The organism is Pseudomonas sp. NMS19W, from assembly GCF_051554255.1.
Classification (GTDB): domain Bacteria; phylum Pseudomonadota; class Gammaproteobacteria; order Pseudomonadales; family Pseudomonadaceae; genus Aquipseudomonas; species Aquipseudomonas kribbensis.
Map to the genome: position 1 here is coordinate 1,833,481 of NZ_CP136718.1, position 21,829 is coordinate 1,855,309.

Annotated in this window: 16 protein-coding genes and 1 pseudogene; 11 read left to right on the forward strand and 6 right to left on the reverse strand. The window is 61.1% G+C overall.

Going from position 1 to position 21,829, the window contains the following annotated elements; translation table 11 throughout:
- Positions 1-75: 75 nt before the first annotated feature.
- The 3 genes from R1A29_RS08435 to R1A29_RS08445 are packed head-to-tail and all read right to left on the reverse strand — an operon-like array spanning position 76 to position 3,139.
- The gene (locus tag R1A29_RS08435; protein WP_085711889.1) at positions 76-1,062 is read right to left on the reverse strand and encodes an alpha-L-glutamate ligase-like protein; all 987 of its coding nucleotides are present in this window, start codon (positions 1,060-1,062) and stop codon (positions 76-78) included.
- Positions 1,062-2,597: an osmotic stress tolerance membrane protein RloB gene (locus R1A29_RS08440; RefSeq protein WP_085711890.1), complete on the reverse strand. Its 1,536-nt coding sequence runs from the start codon at positions 2,595-2,597 to the stop codon at positions 1,062-1,064. Before R1A29_RS08440 ends, R1A29_RS08435 begins: the two co-directional genes overlap by 1 nt.
- Before the next feature lie 5 nt (positions 2,598-2,602).
- Positions 2,603-3,139 (reverse strand): retropepsin-like aspartic peptidase RloA, encoded by a 537-nt coding sequence (locus tag R1A29_RS08445; protein ID WP_065258027.1) that lies wholly within the window; start codon positions 3,137-3,139, stop codon positions 2,603-2,605.
- Positions 3,140-3,437: 298 nt separating this feature from the next.
- Here R1A29_RS08445 and R1A29_RS08450 point away from each other — a divergent pair, with 298 nt between their 5' ends.
- From R1A29_RS08450 to prpD, 6 genes are all read left to right on the forward strand, one after another.
- Positions 3,438-4,160, forward strand: coding sequence for a GntR family transcriptional regulator (locus R1A29_RS08450; RefSeq protein ID WP_169432611.1), 723 nt, complete (start codon positions 3,438-3,440; stop codon positions 4,158-4,160).
- Entirely contained in the window at positions 4,157-5,047 is an 891-nt protein-coding gene (gene prpB, locus R1A29_RS08455; RefSeq protein WP_085711892.1) for a methylisocitrate lyase, read from the forward strand. The genes R1A29_RS08450 and prpB overlap by 4 nt, the downstream gene beginning before the upstream one ends.
- Positions 5,048-5,090: 43 nt before the next feature.
- Positions 5,091-6,218 carry a bifunctional 2-methylcitrate synthase/citrate synthase gene (prpC, locus tag R1A29_RS08460; RefSeq protein ID WP_438301145.1) on the forward strand — a complete coding sequence of 376 codons (1,128 nt, stop codon included), beginning with the start codon at positions 5,091-5,093 and terminating at the stop codon, positions 6,216-6,218.
- A 61-nt stretch (positions 6,219-6,279) separates the two neighbouring features.
- Positions 6,280-8,874: a Fe/S-dependent 2-methylisocitrate dehydratase AcnD gene (gene acnD, locus R1A29_RS08465; RefSeq protein ID WP_438301146.1), complete on the forward strand. Its 2,595-nt coding sequence runs from the start codon at positions 6,280-6,282 to the stop codon at positions 8,872-8,874.
- A 54-nt stretch (positions 8,875-8,928) separates the two neighbouring features.
- The gene (prpF, locus tag R1A29_RS08470) at positions 8,929-10,119 is read left to right on the forward strand and encodes a 2-methylaconitate cis-trans isomerase PrpF (RefSeq protein ID WP_102622613.1); all 1,191 of its coding nucleotides are present in this window, start codon (positions 8,929-8,931) and stop codon (positions 10,117-10,119) included.
- A gap of 322 nt (positions 10,120-10,441) precedes the next feature.
- The gene (prpD, locus tag R1A29_RS08475; protein ID WP_438301147.1) at positions 10,442-11,926 is read left to right on the forward strand and encodes a 2-methylcitrate dehydratase; all 1,485 of its coding nucleotides are present in this window, start codon (positions 10,442-10,444) and stop codon (positions 11,924-11,926) included.
- Positions 11,927-11,946: 20 nt separating this feature from the next.
- On the opposite strand, the gene R1A29_RS08480 is transcribed toward prpD, so the two are convergent.
- The 3 genes from R1A29_RS08480 to ppsR all read right to left on the reverse strand — a co-directional run bounded on the left by R1A29_RS08480 (position 11,947) and on the right by ppsR (position 16,144).
- Positions 11,947-13,269, reverse strand: coding sequence for an ABC transporter ATP-binding protein (locus R1A29_RS08480; RefSeq protein WP_085711897.1), 1,323 nt, complete (start codon positions 13,267-13,269; stop codon positions 11,947-11,949).
- A 14-nt stretch (positions 13,270-13,283) separates the two neighbouring features.
- Positions 13,284-15,029 (reverse strand): ABC transporter permease, encoded by a 1,746-nt coding sequence (locus R1A29_RS08485; protein WP_438301148.1) that lies wholly within the window; start codon positions 15,027-15,029, stop codon positions 13,284-13,286.
- Between the two features lie 296 nt (positions 15,030-15,325).
- Positions 15,326-16,144, reverse strand: coding sequence for a posphoenolpyruvate synthetase regulatory kinase/phosphorylase PpsR (ppsR, locus tag R1A29_RS08490; protein WP_085711899.1), 819 nt, complete (start codon positions 16,142-16,144; stop codon positions 15,326-15,328).
- Between the two features lie 174 nt (positions 16,145-16,318).
- Between ppsR and ppsA the strand changes: the two are divergent.
- The 5 genes and pseudogenes from ppsA (at position 16,319) to R1A29_RS08515 (ending at position 21,828) form a co-directional block, all read left to right on the forward strand.
- Positions 16,319-18,690, forward strand: a pseudogene (gene ppsA / locus R1A29_RS08495) (phosphoenolpyruvate synthase).
- Positions 18,691-18,788: 98 nt separating this feature from the next.
- The gene (locus R1A29_RS08500; RefSeq protein ID WP_438301149.1) at positions 18,789-19,778 is read left to right on the forward strand and encodes an alpha/beta fold hydrolase; all 990 of its coding nucleotides are present in this window, start codon (positions 18,789-18,791) and stop codon (positions 19,776-19,778) included.
- Between the two features lie 226 nt (positions 19,779-20,004).
- Positions 20,005-20,496 (forward strand): ribonuclease E activity regulator RraA, encoded by a 492-nt coding sequence (gene rraA, locus R1A29_RS08505; RefSeq protein ID WP_085711902.1) that lies wholly within the window; start codon positions 20,005-20,007, stop codon positions 20,494-20,496.
- Between the two features lie 24 nt (positions 20,497-20,520).
- On the forward strand, positions 20,521-21,516 hold the full coding sequence (locus R1A29_RS08510; RefSeq protein WP_438301150.1) for a zinc transporter ZntB: 996 nt from the start codon (positions 20,521-20,523) through the stop codon (positions 21,514-21,516).
- 63 nt (positions 21,517-21,579) lie between these two features.
- Positions 21,580-21,828: a CrfX protein gene (locus tag R1A29_RS08515; RefSeq protein ID WP_065259737.1), complete on the forward strand. Its 249-nt coding sequence runs from the start codon at positions 21,580-21,582 to the stop codon at positions 21,826-21,828.
- The last annotated feature ends 1 nt before the right edge of the window (position 21,829 follow it).

Sequence of the window (21,829 nt, forward strand, 5' to 3'; positions counted from 1 at the left end):
GGATTGTAGTCCCCTCGGGGAATTGCTCCTAGAGGGGATGTCGGGGATTGGCAGATCGGAGGCCGGTAACGCGACTCAGCCTTCGACCACCGGAATATGCCCGAACAGTTCCTGAGCAAACGCCACCCGCTCTTCAACCGTTTCAGTCACACCGCGGGTCTTGAGATCTTCCAGATGCGCTTCCACCGCATGGGTCCGTGCCGTCAGCCCGCAGTCATTGGCAATCTGGATATTCAGCCCCGGCCGTGCATTCAGTTCCAGAATCAGCGGGCCTTTCTCCTGGTCCAGCACCATGTCCACGCCGATGTAACCCAGGCCGCACAGCTCGTAGCAACCGGCAGCGAGCCTCATGAAACCGTCCCAGTAGGGCAGTTGCACGCCGTCCACCGCGTTGGTGGTGTCCGGGTGTTTGGCGATGATGTTGTTCAGCCAGGTGCCGCGCAGGGTCAGGCCGGTGGCCAGATCGACACCAACTCCGATGGCGCCCTGGTGCAGGTTGGCCTTGCCGCCGGATTGCCGGGTCGGCAGGCGCAGCATGGCCATCACCGGGTAGCCCATCAGCACGATGATGCGGATGTCCGGCACGCCTTCGTAGCTGATGCTCTTGAAGATCTGATCCGGGGTCACCCGGTATTCGATCAGCGCCCGGTCGCGGTGGCCGCCGAGCGAATACAGGCCGGTGAGAATGCTGGAGATATGGTGCTCCAGCTCTTCGTGGGTGAGGATCTTGCCCGACACCGTGCGATAGCGACCTTCGAAACGGTCGGCGATAACGATGATGCCGTCACCGCCGGCGCCCTGGGCCGGTTTGATCACGAAGTCGTTGCGCCCGCCGATGATCTCGTCGAGCTTGTCGATTTCCTTCTCCGTGGAAATCACGCCATACAGTTCCGGCACATGAATGCCGGCCTTGATCGCGCGCTCCTTGGTGATGATCTTGTCATCGACAATCGGGTACAGACTGCGCTTGTTGTACTTGAGCACGTAGTCCGCGTTACGCCGATTGATGCCCATGATGCCCCGGGCTTCCAGGGCCTTCCAGGTCTTCCAGAAACCGAACATCAGGCGTCAGCCTTCTTCAGGAAGGCCTTGAAGCGCACCAGTTCGGTCAGGCGATAACCGCGATAGCGACCCATGGCCAGCATGAAGCCCACCAGGATCAGCAGGATCGCCGGGAAGGTGAACACGAAGTACACCAGCTCCGGAACGGTCATGATCAGGTGCGCCAGGGAGGCCGCGAACAGCGTGCCGATCGCCACTTTCAGCGCATGGCTGGCGCCGCGCTCTTCCCAGGTGATCGACAGGCGTTCGATGGTCATGGTCAGAATCACCATCGGGAACAGCGCCACCGACAAGCCGCGTTCCAGACCGAGCTTATGACTGAACAGGCTGATCGCCGCGATCAGCACCACCACGAACGTCAACACCACCGACAGTCGCGGCAGCATTTGCAGCTTCAGGTGTTCCAGATACGAGCGCAGTGACAGCCCCAGCGCCGTGATCACGGTAAACAGCAGGATGCCGAAGCCCAGCTGCGTCTCGCGGAAGGCCAGGGCGATCAGCACCGGAGTGAATGTGCCGAGGGTCTGCAGGCCGACCAGGTTGCGCAGGATCAGGATCACCAGCACGCCGATCGGGATCATCACCATGATCATGAACGTCTGCTGGGTCTGCAACGGCAGGCCGTACAGCGAGTATTCCAGGAAGTTGGCGTCGGTGTTTTCGTCGGTCAGTTTGGCCAGACGAATCGCGTTCATCTCGCTGTTGTTCAGGCTGAAGGTCACGTTGGCTTTCTTCGCGCCGTCGACGGTGATCAGGTTTTCATCGCCGGTCCACCACAGCAGGCGGTCGGTCGGCAGGCCTTGTTCGCCGGTTTCCGGGTTGAAGTACAGCCAGTCGTTGCCGTTGAAGCTGCGCAGCCACAGTTCAGGGGTTTGCGGCTGATCGGCGACGAGGCGGATGGTGTGGACTTTCTCGACAGGAACGTGGGCGATGGACAACAGCAGTTCAACGATTTTTGCCTTGTGGGCCGTCGACGGATCGCCCGCCAGCAGCAGTTTCACGTTGTCGTCGTTGGTATTGTTGACACGTTTGATGGCTTCGCCGATGAAGGTTTCGACGTCGGCCGAGTGCTGGCGGATCGGCGCGAGCAGGGCTTCGGCGGCGATTTTTTCCGGGCCTTCGATGGCCATGCTGTCACGGAAGGTCGGGCCTTTGACCTTGGTTTTCTCGGCGGTGTAACGCTTGGTCAGCACCAGACGGTAATAAAGGGTCTGGTTGCCCTTGGCCCGGCGTGCCGACCAGGTGACTTTGCGGTTGCCGTCGACACGGTTGACCGCCACACCGTAGTTATTGGAGATGAAGCTTTCATTGAGGCTGACGTAATCGCGGCTCAGGGGCGGCACGAACATCTGGATCTTCACCGGATCCTTGGTGCTGGCGACGAACTCGACCTTGGCGTCGATGTTCCACAAGTCGTCGGTGGCGTCTTCGGTCACCGGGATGCCGAGCACGAAAATCTGATAGGCCGTAACCGAAACGCCCAGGAGCACCAGGATGGTGATCAGGATTTTCAGGTGGAAGGTTAGAGAACGCATGGAAATTACTCGGCGGTATGAGCGGCGATGGCGCAGGCGGGTTTGCCGGCAGCGTATTTAAGACTGGGATCGACCAGCGCATCGAAGCGTTTCAGCGCCTCGGAGCCGATCAAAAGCGGGTATTGGAACGCACTGCGGTCGGTCAGGTTCACTTCGATGCTGCGCATCGCCGAACCCATGCAGATATCCAGCTCGATCACCGGGCGCGCGGTGTACTTCTTGCCTTCTTCCGGGTCGTAGTCGCCGGCGCGGCGCTTGATCTTGCTGACCCGGGCCAGCGGCCGTTCGATCGGGTGCGAATGCGCAGCGTCGATGGCCAGGTAGAAACGCACCCAGGATTCACCGTTGCGCTTGAAGCGTTTGATGTCGCGGGCGCTCAGGGAGGCGGTTTTCGCCCCGGTGTCGAGTTTCGCCGCCACTTCCAGGTTGATCCCGTCGAGGGCGGCGTACTCGTTGAGGCCGTACACAGTCTTTTCCCCCGCCACAGCCAGGCCGGGCAGGCAAAACAGATAGAAAAAGGTGGGGAAGGGCTTGAGTCTCATAAATCCTGGCGAGCAGCGTTCCGTTCTCGGTTCAGGGCCACGGCATCAGGAGATCCTGTCTGCGCGCGCCTTCGTGTGCCTATCAGCTTTTTATGACAAGCCGTGCAAATGACTCGCAAATGCGGGCGGCATTCTAGCACGGTGGTTTTATGGCGCCAGCGCCCGAGCGGGTCTATAACCCTTGGGGCTGATATCGGGCGTTATTAGACGATTGTCGACAATATCCATTTATCCTTTGACTGGTGCCGGCTGATTCGCTAGTTTTTGCCGCATTGGATTTAAAGGTGTCGACAATATGTTGGATCAACTCGATCCCCCGGTCATCAGCGGGGACGATTCGGAAACCCTGTCCGAAAACGTCTTCCGGCGTATCCAGGCCGCCATCGTCAAAGGCGAAATCGCCCCGGGCAGCAAGATCTCCGAGCCGGAACTGGCGCGCACCTACGGCATCAGTCGCGGGCCGCTGCGCGAGGCGATCCATCGTCTGGAAGGCCAGCGCCTGCTGGTGCGCGTGCCGCATGTCGGCGCACGGGTTGTCTCGTTGAGCCACGCCGAACTGCTCGAACTCTACGAAATCCGCGAATCCCTTGAAGGCATGGCCTGCCGTCTGGCGGCCGAACGCATGAGCGTCGAAGAAATCGACGAACTGCGCCGGGTGCTGGAGACCCACGAGCGCGATGCGGCGTTCCAGGCCGGCGTCGGCTACTACCAGCAGGAAGGCGATTTCGACTTTCACTACCGGATCATCCAGGGCAGCGGCAACCGCACCCTCACGCAAATGCTCTGCGGCGAGCTCTATCAACTGGTGCGCATGTACCGCATCCAGTTTTCCACCACGCCCAACCGCCCGCGCCAGGCCTTTGCCGAACACCACCGGATTCTCGATGCCATCGCCGACCGTGACGGCGAGCTCGCGGAATTGTTGATGCGCCGCCACATCGGCGCCTCGAAACGCAACATCGCCCGTCATTACCAGGACGGCGCCGACAATAAGACAGCCACTGAACGAGGTGAGTCATGAGTTCCAACAAGAGCACTCCAGGCCAGCGTTTCCGCGATGCGGTCGCCAGCGAACATCCGTTGCAAGTGGTCGGCGCGATCAACGCCAATCACGCGCTGCTGGCCAAGCGCGCCGGTTTCAAGGCGATTTACCTTTCCGGTGGCGGGGTGGCTGCCGGCTCCCTCGGCGTGCCGGATCTGGGCATCACCGGTCTGGATGACGTGCTGACCGATGTGCGCCGCATTACCGACGTCTGCGACCTGCCGCTGCTGGTGGACGTGGACACCGGTTTCGGCGCCTCGGCGTTCAACGTGGCCCGTACCGTGAAGTCGATGATCAAGTTCGGCGCCGCGGCGATCCACATCGAAGACCAGGTCGGCGCCAAGCGCTGTGGTCACCGTCCGAACAAAGAGATCGTCACCCAGCAGGAAATGGTCGACCGCATCAAGGCCGCCGTCGATGCCCGTACCGACGACAGCTTCGTGATCATGGCCCGCACCGACGCACTGGCCGTTGAAGGTCTGGAGTCGGCACTGGATCGCGCCGCCGCGTGCATCGAGGCCGGCGCCGACATGATCTTCCCGGAAGCCATCACTGAATTGGAGATGTACAAGCTGTTCGCCAACCGCGTGAAAGCGCCGATCCTGGCCAACATCACCGAGTTCGGTTCGACGCCGCTGTACACCACCGAGCAGCTTGCCGGAGCGGATGTGTCGCTGGTGCTGTACCCGCTGTCGGCGTTCCGTGCGATGAACAAGGCGGCGGAAAACGTCTACACCGCGATCCGCCGCGACGGCACCCAGCAGAATGTCATCGACACCATGCAGACTCGCATGGAGCTCTACGATCGCATCGATTACCACACCTTCGAGCAGAAGCTCGACGCGTTGTTTGCGGCGAAGAAGTAAGCCGCAACCGTACTCCCTAACAAATTCAAGATTGGAGACAACAATGGCCGAAGCAAAAGTACTCAGTGGCGCCGGGCTCCGGGGCCAGGTTGCCGGGCAAACCGCACTGTCCACCGTGGGCCAGGCCGGTGCCGGGCTGACCTATCGCGGCTACGACGTGCGCGAACTGGCGGCAGACGCACAATTTGAAGAAGTCGCGTACCTGCTGCTCTACGGAGAGCTGCCGACCAAGGCCCAGCTCGCCGAGTATCAAGGCAAGCTGAGCAAGCTGCGCGACCTGCCGCAAGCGCTGAAAGAAGTGCTGGAACGCATCCCCGCCGACGCCCACCCGATGGACGTGATGCGCACCGGTTGCTCGTTCCTGGGCAACATCGAGCCGGAGAAAGACTTCTCCGAGCAACGCGACAAGACCGACCGCCTGCTGGCCGCGTTCCCGGCGATCATGTGCTACTGGTATCGCTTCAGCCACGACGGCAAACGCATCAACTGCGTGAGCGACGAGCCGTCCATCGGCGGCCATTTCCTGCACCTGTTGCACGACAAGAAGCCGAGTGAACTGCACGTCAAAGTGATGAACGTCTCGCTGATTCTCTACGCCGAGCACGAATTCAACGCCTCGACTTTCACCGCTCGCGTCTGTGCGTCGACCCTGTCCGACCTCTATTCCTGCGTCACGGCAGCCATCGGCTCGCTGCGCGGCCCGCTGCACGGCGGCGCCAACGAAGCGGCGATGGAAATGATCGAGCGCTTCTCGTCGCCGGAAGAAGCGATCAAGGGCACCCTCGGCATGCTCGAGCGCAAAGACAAGATCATGGGCTTCGGCCACGCGATCTATAAGGACAGCGATCCGCGCAACGAGGTGATCAAGGGCTGGTCGAAAAAACTCGCCGACGAAGTGGGCGACAAGGTGTTGTTCGCGGTCTCGGAAGCCATCGACAAGACCATGTGGGAGCAGAAGAAACTGTTCCCCAACGCCGACTTCTACCATGCCTCGGCGTATCACTTCATGGGCATCCCGACCAAGCTGTTCACCCCGATCTTCGTCTGCTCGCGCCTGACTGGCTGGGCAGCGCACGTGTTCGAGCAGCGCGCCAACAACCGCATCATCCGTCCGAGCGCCGAGTACGTCGGCGTCGAACAGCGCAAGTTCGCGCCGATCGAACAGCGCTGACCGGGGAGGGCGCCGGTACAGGCGCCCCCTCTTTGAAACTACCGTGACCGAGTCCTGACCGATGAACACAGAATTTCGCAAGAACCTGCCCGGCACGCCGCTGGACTTTTTCGACGTCCGCGCGGCTGTCGATGCGATCCAGCCGGGCAGCTACGACACCCTGCCGTACACCTCTCGCGTGCTGGCGGAAAACCTCGTGCGTCGCTGCGACCCGGCCACGCTCACCGATTCCCTGAAACAACTGATCGAGCGCAAACGCGACCTCGACTTCCCGTGGTTCCCGGCCCGTGTGGTGTGCCACGACATTCTCGGCCAGACCGCGCTGGTGGACCTGGCCGGCCTGCGCGACGCTATTGCCCAGCAGGGCGGCGACCCGGCGCAGGTCAACCCGGTGGTGCCGACGCAACTGATCGTCGACCACTCGCTGGCAGTCGAGGCGGGCGGTTTTGACCAGCAGGCGTTCGAGAAGAACCGCGCCATCGAAGACCGTCGCAACGAAGACCGGTTCCACTTCATCAACTGGACCAAGAAGGCGTTCAAGAACGTCGACGTGATCCCGCCGGGCAACGGCATCATGCACCAGATCAACCTGGAGAAAATGTCTCCGGTGATCCAGGTGCGCGACGGCGTGGCATTCCCGGATACCTGCGTCGGCACTGACAGTCACACCCCGCACGTCGATGCACTGGGCGTCATCGCCATCGGCGTCGGTGGCCTTGAAGCCGAGAGCGTGATGCTCGGCCGCGCGTCGTGGATGCGCCTGCCGGAAAGCGTCGGCGTCGAACTGACCGGCAAGCTGCAACCGGGCATCACCGCTACCGATATGGTGCTGGCGCTGACCGAGTACCTGCGCAAGCAGAAAGTGGTCGGTGCGTGGCTGGAATTCTTCGGCGAAGGTGCTTCCGCGTTGACCCTCGGCGACCGCGCGACCATCTCCAACATGGCCCCGGAATACGGCGCTACTGCCGCGATGTTCTACATCGATCAGCAGACCATCGATTACCTGAAACTGACCGGTCGTGAAGACCAGCAGGTACAACTGGTCGAGCAATACGCCAAGCAGATCGGCCTGTGGGCCGACAGCCTGAAAGGCGCGCAGTACGAGCGCGGTCTGACCTTCGACCTGTCTTCGGTGGTGCGCAACATGGCCGGCCCGAGCAACCCGCACGCCCGCGTGGCAGTGTCGGATCTGGCGGCTAAAGGCATCTCCGGGAAATGGGAAGACGTGCCCGGCCAGATGCCCGACGGCGCGGTGATCATCGCGGCCATCACCAGTTGCACCAACACCAGCAACCCGCGCAACGTGATCGCCGCCGGCCTGCTGGCGCGCAATGCCAACAAGCTCGGCCTGACCCGCAAGCCGTGGGTCAAGTCGTCGCTGGCGCCGGGCTCGAAAACCGTGGCGCTGTACCTCGATGAAGCGGGGCTGACCACGGAGCTGGAGCAACTCGGTTTCGGCGTCGTCGCGTTTGCCTGCACCACCTGCAACGGTATGTCCGGGGCGCTGGATCCGGTGATTCAGCAAGAGATCATCGACCGTGATCTGTACGCCACCGCTGTGCTGTCCGGCAACCGCAACTTCGACGGCCGGATTCATCCGTACGCCAAGCAGGCATTCCTCGCTTCGCCGCCGCTGGTGGTGGCCTACGCGATTGCCGGCACTATCCGTTTCGACATCGAAAAAGACGTGCTCGGCGTGGTCGACGGCAAGGAAATTCGCCTGAAGGACATCTGGCCGAGCGACGAAGAAATCGACGCGGTGGTGAAGTCGTCGGTGAAGCCGGAGCAGTTCCGTCAGGTCTACATTCCGATGTTCGCCATCCATGAAGACACCGGCCCGAAAGTCACGCCGCTGTACGACTGGCGCGAAATGAGCACCTACATCCGCCGTCCGCCGTACTGGGAAGGCGCGCTGGCCGGGGCGCGGCCGCTCAAGGGCATGCGCCCGCTGGCGGTGCTGCCGGACAACATCACCACCGATCACCTGTCGCCGTCGAACGCGATCATGCTCGACAGCGCCGCCGGCGAATACCTGGCGAAAATGGGCCTGCCGGAAGAGGACTTCAACTCTTACGCGACCCACCGTGGCGACCACCTGACCGCGCAGCGCGCAACGTTTGCCAACCCGAAACTGTTCAACGAAATGGTCGTGGAAAACGGCAAGGTCAAGCAGGGCTCGCTGGCGCGTGTCGAGCCGGAAGGCCAAGTGATGCGCATGTGGGAAGCCATCGAAACCTACATGGAACGCAAGCAGCCGCTGATCATCATCGCTGGCGCCGACTACGGCCAGGGTTCGTCCCGGGACTGGGCGGCCAAAGGCGTACGTCTGGCGGGGGTGGAAGCGATTGCCGCCGAAGGTTTCGAGCGCATTCACCGCACCAACCTGGTGGGCATGGGCGTGTTGCCGCTGGAGTTCAAACCGGGCACCGACCGCAAGACCCTGGGCATCGACGGCAGCGAAACCTACGACGTGATCGGCGCCCGTACGCCGCGCACCGACCTGACGCTGGTGATCCATCGCAAGAACGGCGAACGCGTCGAAGTGCCGGTGACCTGCCGCCTCGACACCGCCGAAGAAGTGTCGATCTACGAGGCCGGCGGCGTGCTGCAACGCTTCGCTCAGGACTTCCTCGAAGAGTCGGCGGTTGCCGTTTAAATCAACTGATGTGGGCATGGGACTTCAAGTCCCATGCCTTCGTTAAGGAGCACCATGGCTCACGCACCGCAAATAAAAATCCCCGCCACCTACATGCGCGGCGGCACCAGCAAAGGCGTGTTTTTCAGCCTGAAAGATTTGCCCGAAGCCGCGCAGATTCCCGGCCCTACGCGCGATGCCCTGTTGCTGCGGGTAATCGGCAGTCCCGATCCCTACGACAAACAGATCGACGGCATGGGCGGCGCCACGTCCAGCACCAGCAAAACCGTGATCCTGTCGAAAAGCATCAAGGCCGATCACGACGTCGATTACCTGTTCGGTCAGGTGTCCATCGATAAACCGTTCGTGGACTGGAGCGGCAACTGCGGCAACCTGTCGGCGGCGGTCGGTTCGTTCGCCATCAGCAACGGTCTGGTGGACGCCAGCCGCATTCCGCACAACGGTGTGGCGGTGGTGCGCGTGTGGCAGGCCAACATCGGTAAAACGATCATTGCCCACGTGCCGATCACCAACGGCGAAGTCCAGGAAACCGGTGATTTCGAACTCGACGGCGTGACCTTCCCGGCTGCCGAAGTGCAGGTCGAATTCATGGACCCGGCGGCGGAAGAAGAGGGCGGCGGAGGCTCGATGTTCCCCACCGGCAACCTGATCGACGAACTGGAAGTGCCGGGCGTCGGCACCTTCAAGGCGACCATGATCAACGCGGGTATCCCGACGATCTTCGTCAACGCCGAAGACATCGGTTACACCGGCACCGAACTGCAGAGCGCGATCAACAGCGATCCGAAAGCGCTGCAGATGTTCGAGACCATTCGCGCCTACGGTGCGCTGCGCATGGGCCTGATTTCCAATCTGGATGAAGCGGCCAAGCGTCAGCACACGCCGAAAGTGGCTTTCGTGGCCAAACCTGCGGATTACGTGGCGTCCAGTGGCAAGGCGATTGCCGCCGGGGATGTTGATCTGCTGGTACGGGCGTTGTCGATGGGCAAGTTGCACCACGCGATGATGGGCACGGCGGCGGTGGCGATTGGTACGGCGGCGGCGATTTCCGGCACCTTGGTCAACCTCGCGGCCGGTGGCGTTGAACGCAATGCCGTGCGCTTCGGGCATCCTTCCGGGACGTTGCGCGTCGGGGCTGAGGCCAGCCTGGAAAACGGTGAGTGGGTTGTGAAGAAAGCGATCATGAGCCGTAGTGCGCGGGTTCTCATGGAAGGTTTTGTCCGTGTACCTGGAGATTCCTTCTGATCCGGAATCGATGCCCTCACCCCAGCCCTCTCCCGGAGGGAGAGGGGGCCGACCGAGGTGTCTGGCGTCAGATATCGACCTGAAAGATCTAGTCGATTATGGATTCACAGAAGGACTTTCAGGTCGGCGTAACGCTTGAATATCCCCCATCCGGTCCCCTCTCCCTGCGGGCGGTCCGACGTTTCGGGAGGGCTAGGGTGAGGGAAACAATCCAACTGACGAAACACACTAAGGCAGACACCAACGATCTGCTCTAAACAAAAAACCAACCAGCCCCTGAGGAAGACCCCACCACTCATCATTCCCCACCAGGAGAACCGCAATGAGCGCCAACGTCGACCTGAACAACCGCCCCGACTACGACCATGTCCTGCAGGACATCGCCGATTACGTCCTCACTTACAAAATCGAATCCACCGAAGCCCTCGACACCGCCCGCAACTGCCTGATGGACACCCTGGGCTGCGGCCTGCTGGCCCTGCGTTTCCCCGAATGCACCAAGCACCTCGGCCCAATCGTCGAAGGCACCGTCGTACCGTTCGGCGCGCGAGTCCCCGGGACGTCTTATCGGCTTGATCCAGTAAAAGCCGCGTGGGACATCGGCTGCATCGTGCGCTGGCTCGATTACAACGACACCTGGCTTGCCGCCGAATGGGGGCATCCGTCGGACAACCTCGGCGGGATTCTCGCGGTGGCCGATCATTTGTCGCAAAAGCGTCTGGCCAATGGCGAAGCGCCGCTGACGGTGCGCGATGTGCTCGAAGCGATGATCATGGCCCACGAGATTCAAGGCGTGATCGCCCTGGAAAACTCCTTCAATCGCGTAGGCCTTGACCATGTGGTTCTGGTGAAAGTCGCCTCGACCGCCGTTGTCGCCAAGCTCATGGGCGCCAATCGCGAGCAATTGCTGTCGGCGTTGTCCCATGCGTTTGCCGACGGTCAGGCGTTGCGCACTTACCGGCATGCGCCGAATGCCGGCTCACGTAAATCCTGGGCAGCGGGGGATGCTTCGAGTCGCGGGGTGCGTCTGGCGGATATCGCGATGCGCGGCGAGATGGGCATTCCCGGTGTGCTGACGGCAAAGCAGTGGGGTTTCTACGACGTGCTGTTCAGCCACACCAACAACGATCTGGCGCTCAAGCCTGAAGACAAACGTACCTTCAGCTTTTCGCGGCCGTTTGGCAGTTACGTGATGGAAAACGTGCTGTTCAAAATCAGCTTCCCCGCCGAATTCCATGCGCAAACTGCCTGCGAAGCCGCCGTGACTCTGCACCCGCAGGTGCGCAATCGTCTGCATGAGATCGACCGTATCGTCATCACCACCCACGAATCGGCGATCCGCATCATTTCCAAGGTCGGCCCGTTGGCCAACGCCGCCGACCGCGATCACTGCATCCAGTACATGACCGCCGTGCCGCTGGCGTTCGGCAATCTGGTGGCCGAGCAGTACGAAGACGATTTCCACGCGGCGCATCCGATCATCGATGTGCTGCGCGAAAAAATGGTCATCGTCGAAGAGCCACGTTTCACCCGCGAATACCTCGAAGCCGACAAACGCTCGATTGCCAACGCGGTGCAGGTGTTTTTCAAGGACGGTTCCAGCACCGAAAACGTGGTGGTGGAGTACCCGATCGGTCACCGCCGGCGCCGGGCCGAGGGTATTCCGTTGCTGGAGGACAAGTTCAGGGCGAACCTGGCCACGCGTTTCACCGGCCAGCGCAGCGCCGAGATCCTTGCGCTGTGCAAGGATCAGGCGCGACTTGCGGCGACGCCGGTGAACCGTTTTGTCGACTTGTTCGTGATCTGAAACGCCGGGATCGTCGAGGGCTAAAGGCTGCCCTCGACATCCTCCAGGCTGAACGTTTCGGTGTGGTCGTCGTAGGAGAAAATCTCCGCATAACGACCCCAGGCAATCACGATTTCCAGGTTTTTCTCGACGAAGGCTTCGGTCAGCGAGTCTTCCAGTTCCTGCTCGAAACGTACCCGTGGCGCCCGGTGGCCATTGCGTTCCAGCAGGACCTGGCGGATCCGCGCGGCCAGCGGTATGTAGCGGATCAGATGTTCGGCGAATAGGGTCTTGCGCTCTTGAGTGCCATAGTCGGCGAACAGTTTGCCGGCGTCGGTCAGGGTGATGTCCGCGCCCTTGAGTTCGGCGAAACCCAGGTATTCGAGCATCTCGGCCACCGGAAACAGGTCGTCCACTTCCAGCAAGCGCCGCTCGGCCACGGTGGGCAGGCCGGCGTGACCGTTGTAGGGCTCGGCCGCCAGGGTTTCGATCAGACCCGCCATCAGGTTGGTGGACACTTCCTGCAGCGGGCTGCTGATTTTCAGTTCGGGTTTGCCGGTGCTGGCGTCGGCGCTGCGGCGGTCGGTCATCTGTGCGTAGATGTCATCGACCATCTGCCGGAACGCCGGGTCCAGACGATTGCGCGGATGGGCGAACGGCACCTTGATTTCCGCCACCAGCCGTCCGGGGTTGGACGACAGCACCATAATGCGGTCGCACATCAGCACCGCTTCTTCGATGTTGTGGGTGACGATCAGGATCGATTTGATCGGCAGTTGCTTGCCGCTCCACAGGTCCAGCAGATCGTTTCTCAGGGTTTCGGCGGTCAGCACGTCCAGCGCCGAGAAAGGTTCGTCCATCAACAGCAGCGTCGGGTTGACCACCAGCCCGCGAGCGAAACCCACGCGCTGGCGCATGCCGCCGGACAGTTCACGAGGGTAGGCGTTTTCGAAACCGTCCAGGCCGATCAGGTCGATGGCCGCCAGCGCACGCTTGCGCGCTTCCTTGCGCTCGACCTGCAAGGCTTGCAGGCCGGCCTCGACGTTTTCCAGCACCGTCAGCCACGGGAACAGGGCAAAGGTCTGGAACACCATGGCCACGCCTTCGGCCGGGCCGTCCAGCGGTTTGCCGTTGTACAGGACTTCCCCGGATGAGGGCTCGATCAGGCCGGCGATGATCCGCAGCAGGGTGGATTTGCCCGAGCCGGAGCGGCCGAGCATGCCGACGATCTCGCCTTCGTGCAGGGCCAGGTTGACCCCGCTGAGCACTTGCAGCTCGTCCTTGCCCTTGCCGAACACCCGGTTCACGTCGGTGAGCGAGTAAATTTCGGGTGTGGCGCCAGTGTGTTCGGTATAGGTATTCATCACATCGAATCCCGTCAGTTCAGGCGAAGTTTGTTTTCGGCCATGGCGTACATCGGTCGCCAGACCAGGCGATTGAAGGCCACGACGAAGAACGCCATGACCACCACGCCGAGGGTGATTTTCGGGAAGTCGCCGGCGGCCGTGGTTTGCGCGATATAGGCGCCGAGGCCATGGGCGACGACCTTGTCCTGTCCCCAGGAAACGAATTCGGAAACGATGCTGGCGTTCCACGCGCCGCCCGAGGCAGTGATGGCGCCGGTCACGTAGTACGGGAAGATCCCCGGCAGCATGACCTTGCGCCACCACAGCCAGCCGCGAATGCGGAAATTGGCGGCGGCTTCCTTGAAGTCATTGGGGAAGGCACTGGCCCCGGCGATCACGTTGAACAGGATGTACCACTGTGTCCCGAGCACGATCAGCGGGCTCAGCCAGATATCCGGGTTCAACTGGTAGCGCAGGATCACGATGACGAACACCGGGAACAGCAGGTTCGCCGGGAACGCCGCGAGAAACTGCGCCAGCGGCTGGATTTTTTCCGCCAGGGCCGGACGCAGCCCGATCATCACGCCCAGCGGCACCCAGATCAGCGAGGCGATAAAGATCAGCCCGGCCACCCGCAACAGGGTGTACAGCCCCAGCAACAACACATGCCCGACCTCGGCGAACGTCACTTCCGTGCCGACATACAGCACGATGTGGTACAGCGCGTACGCAGTCAGCAGCGCGATAAACGAGCCCCAGATCCAGTCGATGGCCTTGGTGGTGGCGGGGCTTTCCGAGGCCATGACCTTGCGCGCCGAACGCGGCAGGTTCAGGCGCATGTTGCCGAGGCGGCTGATGGCGCGGCTGATGGGGCGCAGAATGCGTTGGATCATCCGGGTGCGCTGGATCAGATTCAGAACCCAGGATTCCGGCGCAGCGGTCTGCGAGGCGGTGTTTTCCATGCGGAACTTGTCGGCCCAGGCCACCAGCGGGCGGAACAGAAACTGGTCATAGATCAGGATGACCACGATCATCGTCAGGATGACGTAGCCCACGGCGTGCATGTCTTTTTGCGCGATGGCCAGGGCCAGGAACGAGCCGATCCCGGGCAGGGTGATGGTCTGGTCGCCCACGGTGATCGCTTCCGAGGCCACCACGAAAAACCAGCCGCCGGACATGCTCATCATCATGTTCCAGACCAGTCCGGGCATCGCGAAGGGCACGTCGAGCTTCCAGAATTTCTGCCAGCCGGACAGTTGCAGGTTGGTCGAGACTTCCACCAGATCCCCCGGCAGCATGCGCAGCGACTGATAGAAGCTGAACGTCATGTTCCACGCCTGACTGGTGAAAATGGCAAAAATCGCGGCGAATTCCGCGCCCAGAACCCGGCCGGGAAACAGCAACAGAAAAAAGGTCACGGTGAAGGAGATGTAACCCAGCACGGGCACCGATTGCAGAATGTCCAGCACCGGCACCAGCAGTTTTTCGGCCCGGCGACTTTTCGCGGCCAGTGTGCCGTAGAGCAGGGTGAACACCAGTGCTGCGACCATCGCCGCGAGCATGCGCAAAGTGGTGCGCATGGCGTATTCCGGCAGGTTGGCCGGGTCGAGTGAAACCACTTCACTTTGCAGCGTGCCGATCGGGGCCCAGGTTTCCCGGGCACCGATGGAGAAAAACAGCAGGAAGCCGATCACCAGCGGCATGGCGATCAAGTCCCAGCGATTGGGCAGCAGGCGTCGGGTCGAGGCCGGTATGTAGTGACGGAACACTTTATTCATAAGCAGTGATTCCTGCAGTGCTCTGAATGGAGGCGCGGCAGTCTGAGCGTAGCTTCAGTCTGCACGGCGCACCCGGGAATGAACGGACGCTCATTCCTTGACTTCAATGGGGAGGCTGGATGCTGCGGGCCCGCTGAATTCAACGGGCCGAGAGGGTTGGCGCATCCGGTTGGCGGCCGGATACGCAACTTGCGCGGATTGTATATTTCGGAATGTTACAGAGGCGTAAAAAACACGGCCCTGGGCCGGGCTTGTGAGACTTCATTCAGCCTGCGGACAGGTTGGCCGGGTCGGTGTTACTTGAACCGCCGTTCCACGCCTTTTTCCACGAGGATTTTCGCCGAAATCTCTTCCACGGAAAAATGCGTGGAGTTGATGTGCGGGATGTTTTCGCGGCGGAACAGGTTCTCCACTTCGCGCACTTCGAACTCGCACTGCGCGTAGCTCGAATAGCGGCTGTTCGGCTTGCGTTCGTTGCGGATCGCGGTGAGGCGGTCCGGATCGATGGTCAGGCCGAACAGCTTGTGCTGGTGGGCGCGCAGGGCGGCCGGCAGTTGCAGGCGTTCCATGTCGTCTTCGGTCAGCGGGTAGTTGGCCGCGCGGATGCCGAACTGCATCGCCATGTACAGACACGTCGGCGTCTTACCACAACGCGACACGCCCACTAGTATCAGGTCGGCCTTGTCGTAATAGTGGGTACGGGCGCCGTCATCGTTGTCGAGGGCGAAGTTCACCGCCTCGATCCGTTCCATGTAGTTGGAGTTGTGGCCGATCGAGTGGGATTTGCCGACGGTGTAGGAAGAATGCTCGGTCAGTTCCTGTTCGAGCGGGGCGAGGAACGTCGAGAAAATGTCGATCATGAAACCATTGGAGGTTGCGAGAATCTCACGGATGTCCTGATTGACGATGGTGTCGAAGATAATCGGCCGGAAACCATCGGTTTCAGCGGCTTTGTTGATTTGTTGTACCATGGCCCGCGCTTTGTCCGCGTTGTCGATGTAGGGCCGCGTGAGTTTGGTGAAGGTAATGTTTTCGAACTGCGCCAGAAGGCTTTGACCCAGGGTTTCGGCAGTAATGCCGGTGCCATCGGAGATAAAGAAAGCAGATCGTTTCATTTGCACCTTGGGCCTTAAGCTAATGAGTATTTCTGGATATGATAGGCGCGATTTGTCGGCCGCCAATGGCCCGCATTCTCACTTATTTTCCAGGTCCAGGCCATACAACCGGCCGATGCTCCCCCGAGCCGCCGGTTTCTGAGCTTTTCCAACACAGTTAGTGGAGAGATCACCTTGGTAGAGTACGTAGTTTCCCTCGATAAGCTCGGCAAACACGATGTTGAGCATGTGGGGGCAAGAACGCATCCCTGGGCGAGATGATCAGCAACCTGGCCGGTGCCGGTGTGTCGGTCCCCGGCGGCTTCGCCACCACCGCGCAGGCCTATCGCGACTTTCTCGAGCTGAGCGGCCTCAACGACCAGATCCACAAGGCTCTCGACGCCCTGGACGTCGATGACGTCAACGCGCTGGCCAAGACCGGCGCCCAGATCCGCCAATGGATCATGGAAGCCGAATTCCCTGAAAAACTGAACACCGAGATCCGCACCGCGTTCGCCGCGCTGTCGGCCGGCAATCCCGATGTGGCCGTGGCCGTGCGTTCCTCCGCCACCGCCGAAGACCTGCCGGACGCTTCGTTCGCCGGTCAGCAGGAAACTTTCCTGAACATCCGTGGCGTGGAAAACGTCATCCGCGCGGCCAAGGAAGTGTTCGCTTCCCTGTTCAACGACCGTGCCATTTCCTACCGTGTGCACCAGGGCTTCGACCACAAACTGGTTGCCCTGTCTGCCGGCGTGCAGCGCATGGTGCGTTCGGAAACCGGCACCGCCGGCGTGATGTTCACCCTCGATACCGAATCCGGCTTCCGTGACGTGGTGTTCATCACCGGCGCCTACGGCTTGGGCGAAACCGTCGTACAGGGCGCGGTGAACCCGGACGAATTCTATGTCCACAAGGGCACGCTGGAGGCCGGTCGTCCGGCGATCCTGCGTCGCAACCTGGGCAGCAAGGCCATCAAGATGATCTACGGCGACGAGGCCAAGGCCGGTCGTTCCGTGAAGACCGTCGATGTCGACAAGGCCGACCGCGCACGTTTCTGCCTGACCGACGCCGAAGTCAGCGAACTGGCCAAGCAGGCGATGATCATCGAGAAGCACTACGGCTGCCCGATGGACATCGAATGGGCCAAGGACGGTGACGACGGCAAGCTGTACATCGTGCAGGCGCGTCCGGAAACCGTGAAGAGCCGCACCCAGGCCAACGTCATGGAACGTTACCTGTTGAAGGAAACCGGCACCGTGCTGGTGGAAGGCCGTGCCATCGGTCAGCGCATCGGCGCGGGCAAGGTGCGGATCATCCGCGACGTGTCCGAAATGGACAAAGTCCAGCCGGGCGACGTGCTGGTCTCCGACATGACCGACCCGGACTGGGAACCGGTGATGAAGCGCGCCAGCGCCATCGTCACCAACCGTGGCGGCCGTACCTGCCACGCGGCGATCATCGCCCGTGAGCTGGGTATTCCTGCTGTTGTCGGTTGCGGCAACGCCACCCAACTGCTGAAGGACGGCCAGGGTGTGACCGTGTCTTGCGCCGAAGGCGACACCGGTTACATCTTCGAAGGCGAACTGGGCTTCGACATCAAGAAGAACTCCGTGGACGCCATGCCGGAGCTGCCGTTCAAGATCATGATGAACGTCGGCAACCCGGACCGCGCCTTCGACTTCGCGCAGCTGCCTAACGCCGGTGTGGGCCTGGCCCGTCTGGAATTCATCATCAACCGCATGATCGGCGTGCACCCGAAAGCGCTGTTGAACTACGACGGCCTGCCGCAGGACATCAAGGAAAGCGTCGACAAGCGCATCGCCGGTTACGACGATCCGGTCGGCTTCTATGTCGAAAAGCTGGTCGAAGGCATCAGCACCCTGGCGGCTGCATTCGCACCGAAGAAGGTCATCGTGCGTCTGTCGGACTTCAAGTCCAACGAATACGCCAACCTGATCGGCGGCAAACTGTACGAGCCGGAAGAAGAAAACCCGATGCTGGGCTTCCGTGGCGCTTCGCGTTACATCAGCGAATCGTTCCGTGACTGCTTCGAACTCGAGTGCCGTGCGCTGAAACGCGTGCGCAACGAGATGGGCCTGACCAACGTCGAAATCATGGTGCCGTTCGTCCGTACCCTGGGCGAAGCGAGCCAGGTGGTCGATCTGCTGGCCGAAAACGGCCTGAAGCGCGGCGACAACGGCCTGCGCGTGATCATGATGTGCGAACTGCCGTCCAACGCGATCCTGGCTGAAGAATTCCTCGAATTCTTCGACGGTTTCTCGATCGGTTCCAACGACCTGACCCAGCTGACACTGGGCCTGGACCGTGACTCCGGGATCATCGCGCACCTGTTCGACGAGCGTAATCCGGCGGTCAAGAAGCTGTTGGCCAACGCGATTGCCGCGTGCAACAAGGCCGGCAAGTACATCGGTATCTGCGGTCAGGGCCCTTCGGACCACCCGGACCTGGCCAAGTGGCTGATGGAGCAGGGCATCGAAAGCGTGTCCCTGAACCCGGACACCGTGCTGGAAACCTGGTTCTTCCTGGCCGAAGGTCAGGCGGAATAAGTCGTGAATGAAGCCCCGGCCCTCTGAACCGGGCCGGGGCTTTAAGATTGAAGTAGGGCGAGCTCTCCGGATGCCGCCCTTTTTTGTGCAAGAGCATTATGCAAAGCAGCAGCAACCTTTTTCCTGTCGCTCTGATCAGCGCCGAACGTCGCGGTGATCTGAGCGAAGACATCTACCGTTTGAAACCGGGCAACAGCCCCGACTGGTCCGTGGAAATCGCGGTGACCCGTCTCGGCATGGCCGATGAACCGGCGACACGCGGTGTGCCGGTGATCTTGCTGCACGGCAGCTTCTCCAACCGGCGCTTCTGGTTTTCCCCGAAAGGCCTGGGGCTGGGCGCTTACCTCACGCGCCTGGGCTTCGACGTGTGGATCCCGGAAATGCGTGGCCACGGCATGTCCCAGCGCAACGAGGACTATCGCCGCAACCGCGTCGCCGATTACGCCCGTTACGATTTGCCGGCCATCGCCGCGTTCGTGCGTGAGCAGAGCGGGCAGATTCCGCACTGGATTGGTCATTCGCTGGGCGGCATTACGCTCGCGGCAGCGCTGGGCGGCGAATACCTTGGCGAACCGGCCGTGGCGTCGGCAGCGTTTTTCGGCACGCAGGTCAGTCGTACTTACTGGCCGCTGAAGATTCCACCGGTGGAGTGGAGCGGGCGCTTCATTCTCAAGCGTTTTGCCCAGTTGTCCGGCTCGCGGCTCAAGCGTGGCCCGGAGGACGAACCGATCGGCCTCGCGCTGGAAAGCATGCGCTGGTACGGCCTGTTCGGGCGTTTCGGCGACAAGGACAAGGATTGGTGGGCAGGACTTGCCGATGTTCAGGTGCCAGTGTTGGCGGTGACGGCGGCCGGCGATCATCAGGATCCGGCCTGGGCCTGTCGCAAGCTGTTCGAGCAGATTGGCTCCGAGCATAAGCAATTCATTAATCTGGGGCGCGAGCAGGGCTTCAGCGAAAACTTCGGCCATGTCGAGATGCTGGTGAGCAAGGCTGCCCAGGTTGAAGTCTGGCCGCTGGTGGCACGCTGGTTGACTGACCAGCACACACCATTACTCGGCGAAAAGGTGGACCTGGCGGCGGCAGGATGAGCGGAAGGCTCTGAAAAGGGCATTTCGTTCGAGTCGGCTTGCGGCTAAGATATGACGCATTGGACGGTTCCGGTCACATTTGGTGACTGTTTCGCTATTACGTTTCAGCTTGTGTTCAGGTTCGCTCAGCGACCATTGCATGAACTAAGGTAAACAGCGACCACCGGATCTCGTTTCAAAAGAGTGCGACATCCTTGATCGTCTTCCTTGTTACAGGAGTTATTCGATGAACCATTACCTCACGCCTGACCTGTGCGACGCCTATCCGGAGCTGGTGCAGGTGCTGGAACCGATGTTCAGCAATTTCGGCGGCCGTGATTCCTTCGGCGGCGAAATCGTGACCATCAAGTGCTTCGAAGACAACTCGCTGGTCAAGGAACAGGTTGAACTCAAGGGCAATGGCAAGGTGCTGGTGGTCGATGGCGGCGGTTCCCTACGGCGTGCGCTGCTGGGCGACATGCTGGCCGACAAGGCCTCGAAAAACGGTTGGGAAGGGCTGGTGATCTACGGTTGCATCCGTGACGTGGATGTCATCGCCCAGACCGATCTGGGCGTGCAGGCACTGGCCAGCCACCCGATGAAGACTGACAAGCGCGGTATCGGCGATCTCAACGTGCCGGTGACTTTCGCGGGTGTCACCTTTCATCCGGGCCAATACATTTATGCGGACAACAACGGCGTGATCATTTCGCCGAGCCCGCTGAAAATGCCTGAATAAAACGCGGCAAGAACCGGGGTGAGGATGTTCGAGGAAGAAAACGCGCAATGGGGGCTGGTGCATGCCCTGGTGCTGGACGGTAAAGGCGGTGCGCGTTCGATAGCCCGGACTGAACTCGACGATCTGCAGCTGCAGGCCCATGAAAGCCTGTGGCTGCACTGGGATCGCAGTCATCCGCAGACCCAGACCTGGCTGCGCAAATCCAGCGGACTCAACGAATTCACCTGCGATCTGCTGCTGGAAGAGAACACCCGTCCACGTCTGTTGCCGTTGCCCGATTCCGAATTGCTGCTGTTTTTGCGCGGGGTCAACCTCAATCCCGGTGCCGAGCCGGAAGATATGGTGTCGGTGCGGATTTTCGCGTCGGCCCAGCGTGTGATTTCCCTGCGTTTGCGCCCCTTGCGCGCCACCGATGAACTGCTGGCGATGCTGGGGGAGGGCAAGGGCCCGAAAACCTCGTCCGAGCTCATTCTCTATCTCGCCCAATACCTCACCAACAAGGTGCAGGATCTGGTCACTTGCCTCTCGGAAGTGGTCGATGACGAGGAAGAAAAACTGGATGCCGACGAACGGTATACCCCCGAGCACGGAGCGGTTTTGCACATCCGTCGTCGGGCGGCCGGACTGAAGCGTTTTCTCGCACCGCAACGGGATATTTTCGGACAGCTGACGCGGATAAAACTGCCATGGTTCGTCGATGACGACGCGGACTACTGGAATGAATTGAACAACAGCCTGACCCGCTATCTCGAAGAGCTCGAATTGACCCGAGAGCGCGTGGGGCTTGTGCTGGACACCGAAGACCGGCGTTTGAGCGTGCGCATGAATCGCACCATGTACCGCTTCGGGATCATCACCGGGATCTTCCTGCCGATGAGTTTTCTCACCGGCCTGCTGGGGATCAACGTCGGCGGAATTCCTCTTTCCGGGAGCCCCTACGGATTCCTGGTGGCGTGCCTGCTGATGGTTCTGGTGGCCCTTGGACAATGGTGGTTGTTCCGCCGATTGCGCTGGGTATGACGATGCGCCATGTGACCCGACCAAATCTGCCCGCGTCTTTCACAGACATCACGAGAGGTGCGTATGCACGATCCGTTTGAACAGTCTTTGCGCGACATGCTCAACGCCTCGCCGTCCGGCCGCGACGACGATGCCTGCCTGGGCCGCGTACTCAAAACCGCCAACCGCCAGGTCGGCGCCGGTGATCTGTTCAGCCTGCTGGGCCGCTGGCTGCCCGCGCTGATGATCGCCCTGAACAACGGCTCGGCTCATGTCGCGCCGGTTTCCCGTCTCCGTAAACCTAACGCTCGCACTGCTGATAAGGCTGATTGAA

Coding starts and splice junctions, on each gene's coding strand:
- prpC (WP_438301145.1), top strand. CDS start 5,091: ATGGCCGAAGCAAAAGTACTCAGTGGCGCCGGGCTCCGGGGCCAGGTT.
- R1A29_RS08440 (WP_085711890.1), bottom strand. CDS start 2,597: ATGCGTTCTCTAACCTTCCACCTGAAAATCCTGATCACCATCCTGGTG.
- rraA (WP_085711902.1), top strand. CDS start 20,005: ATGAACCATTACCTCACGCCTGACCTGTGCGACGCCTATCCGGAGCTG.
- R1A29_RS08480 (WP_085711897.1), bottom strand. CDS start 13,269: ATGAATACCTATACCGAACACACTGGCGCCACACCCGAAATTTACTCG.
- R1A29_RS08510 (WP_438301150.1), top strand. CDS start 20,521: ATGTTCGAGGAAGAAAACGCGCAATGGGGGCTGGTGCATGCCCTGGTG.
- R1A29_RS08485 (WP_438301148.1), bottom strand. CDS start 15,029: ATGAATAAAGTGTTCCGTCACTACATACCGGCCTCGACCCGACGCCTG.
- ppsR (WP_085711899.1), bottom strand. CDS start 16,144: ATGAAACGATCTGCTTTCTTTATCTCCGATGGCACCGGCATTACTGCC.
- prpD (WP_438301147.1), top strand. CDS start 10,442: ATGAGCGCCAACGTCGACCTGAACAACCGCCCCGACTACGACCATGTC.
- prpF (WP_102622613.1), top strand. CDS start 8,929: ATGGCTCACGCACCGCAAATAAAAATCCCCGCCACCTACATGCGCGGC.
- prpB (WP_085711892.1), top strand. CDS start 4,157: ATGAGTTCCAACAAGAGCACTCCAGGCCAGCGTTTCCGCGATGCGGTC.
- R1A29_RS08435 (WP_085711889.1), bottom strand. CDS start 1,062: ATGTTCGGTTTCTGGAAGACCTGGAAGGCCCTGGAAGCCCGGGGCATC.
- R1A29_RS08500 (WP_438301149.1), top strand. CDS start 18,789: ATGCAAAGCAGCAGCAACCTTTTTCCTGTCGCTCTGATCAGCGCCGAA.
- acnD (WP_438301146.1), top strand. CDS start 6,280: ATGAACACAGAATTTCGCAAGAACCTGCCCGGCACGCCGCTGGACTTT.
- R1A29_RS08445 (WP_065258027.1), bottom strand. CDS start 3,139: ATGAGACTCAAGCCCTTCCCCACCTTTTTCTATCTGTTTTGCCTGCCC.
- R1A29_RS08515 (WP_065259737.1), top strand. CDS start 21,580: ATGCACGATCCGTTTGAACAGTCTTTGCGCGACATGCTCAACGCCTCG.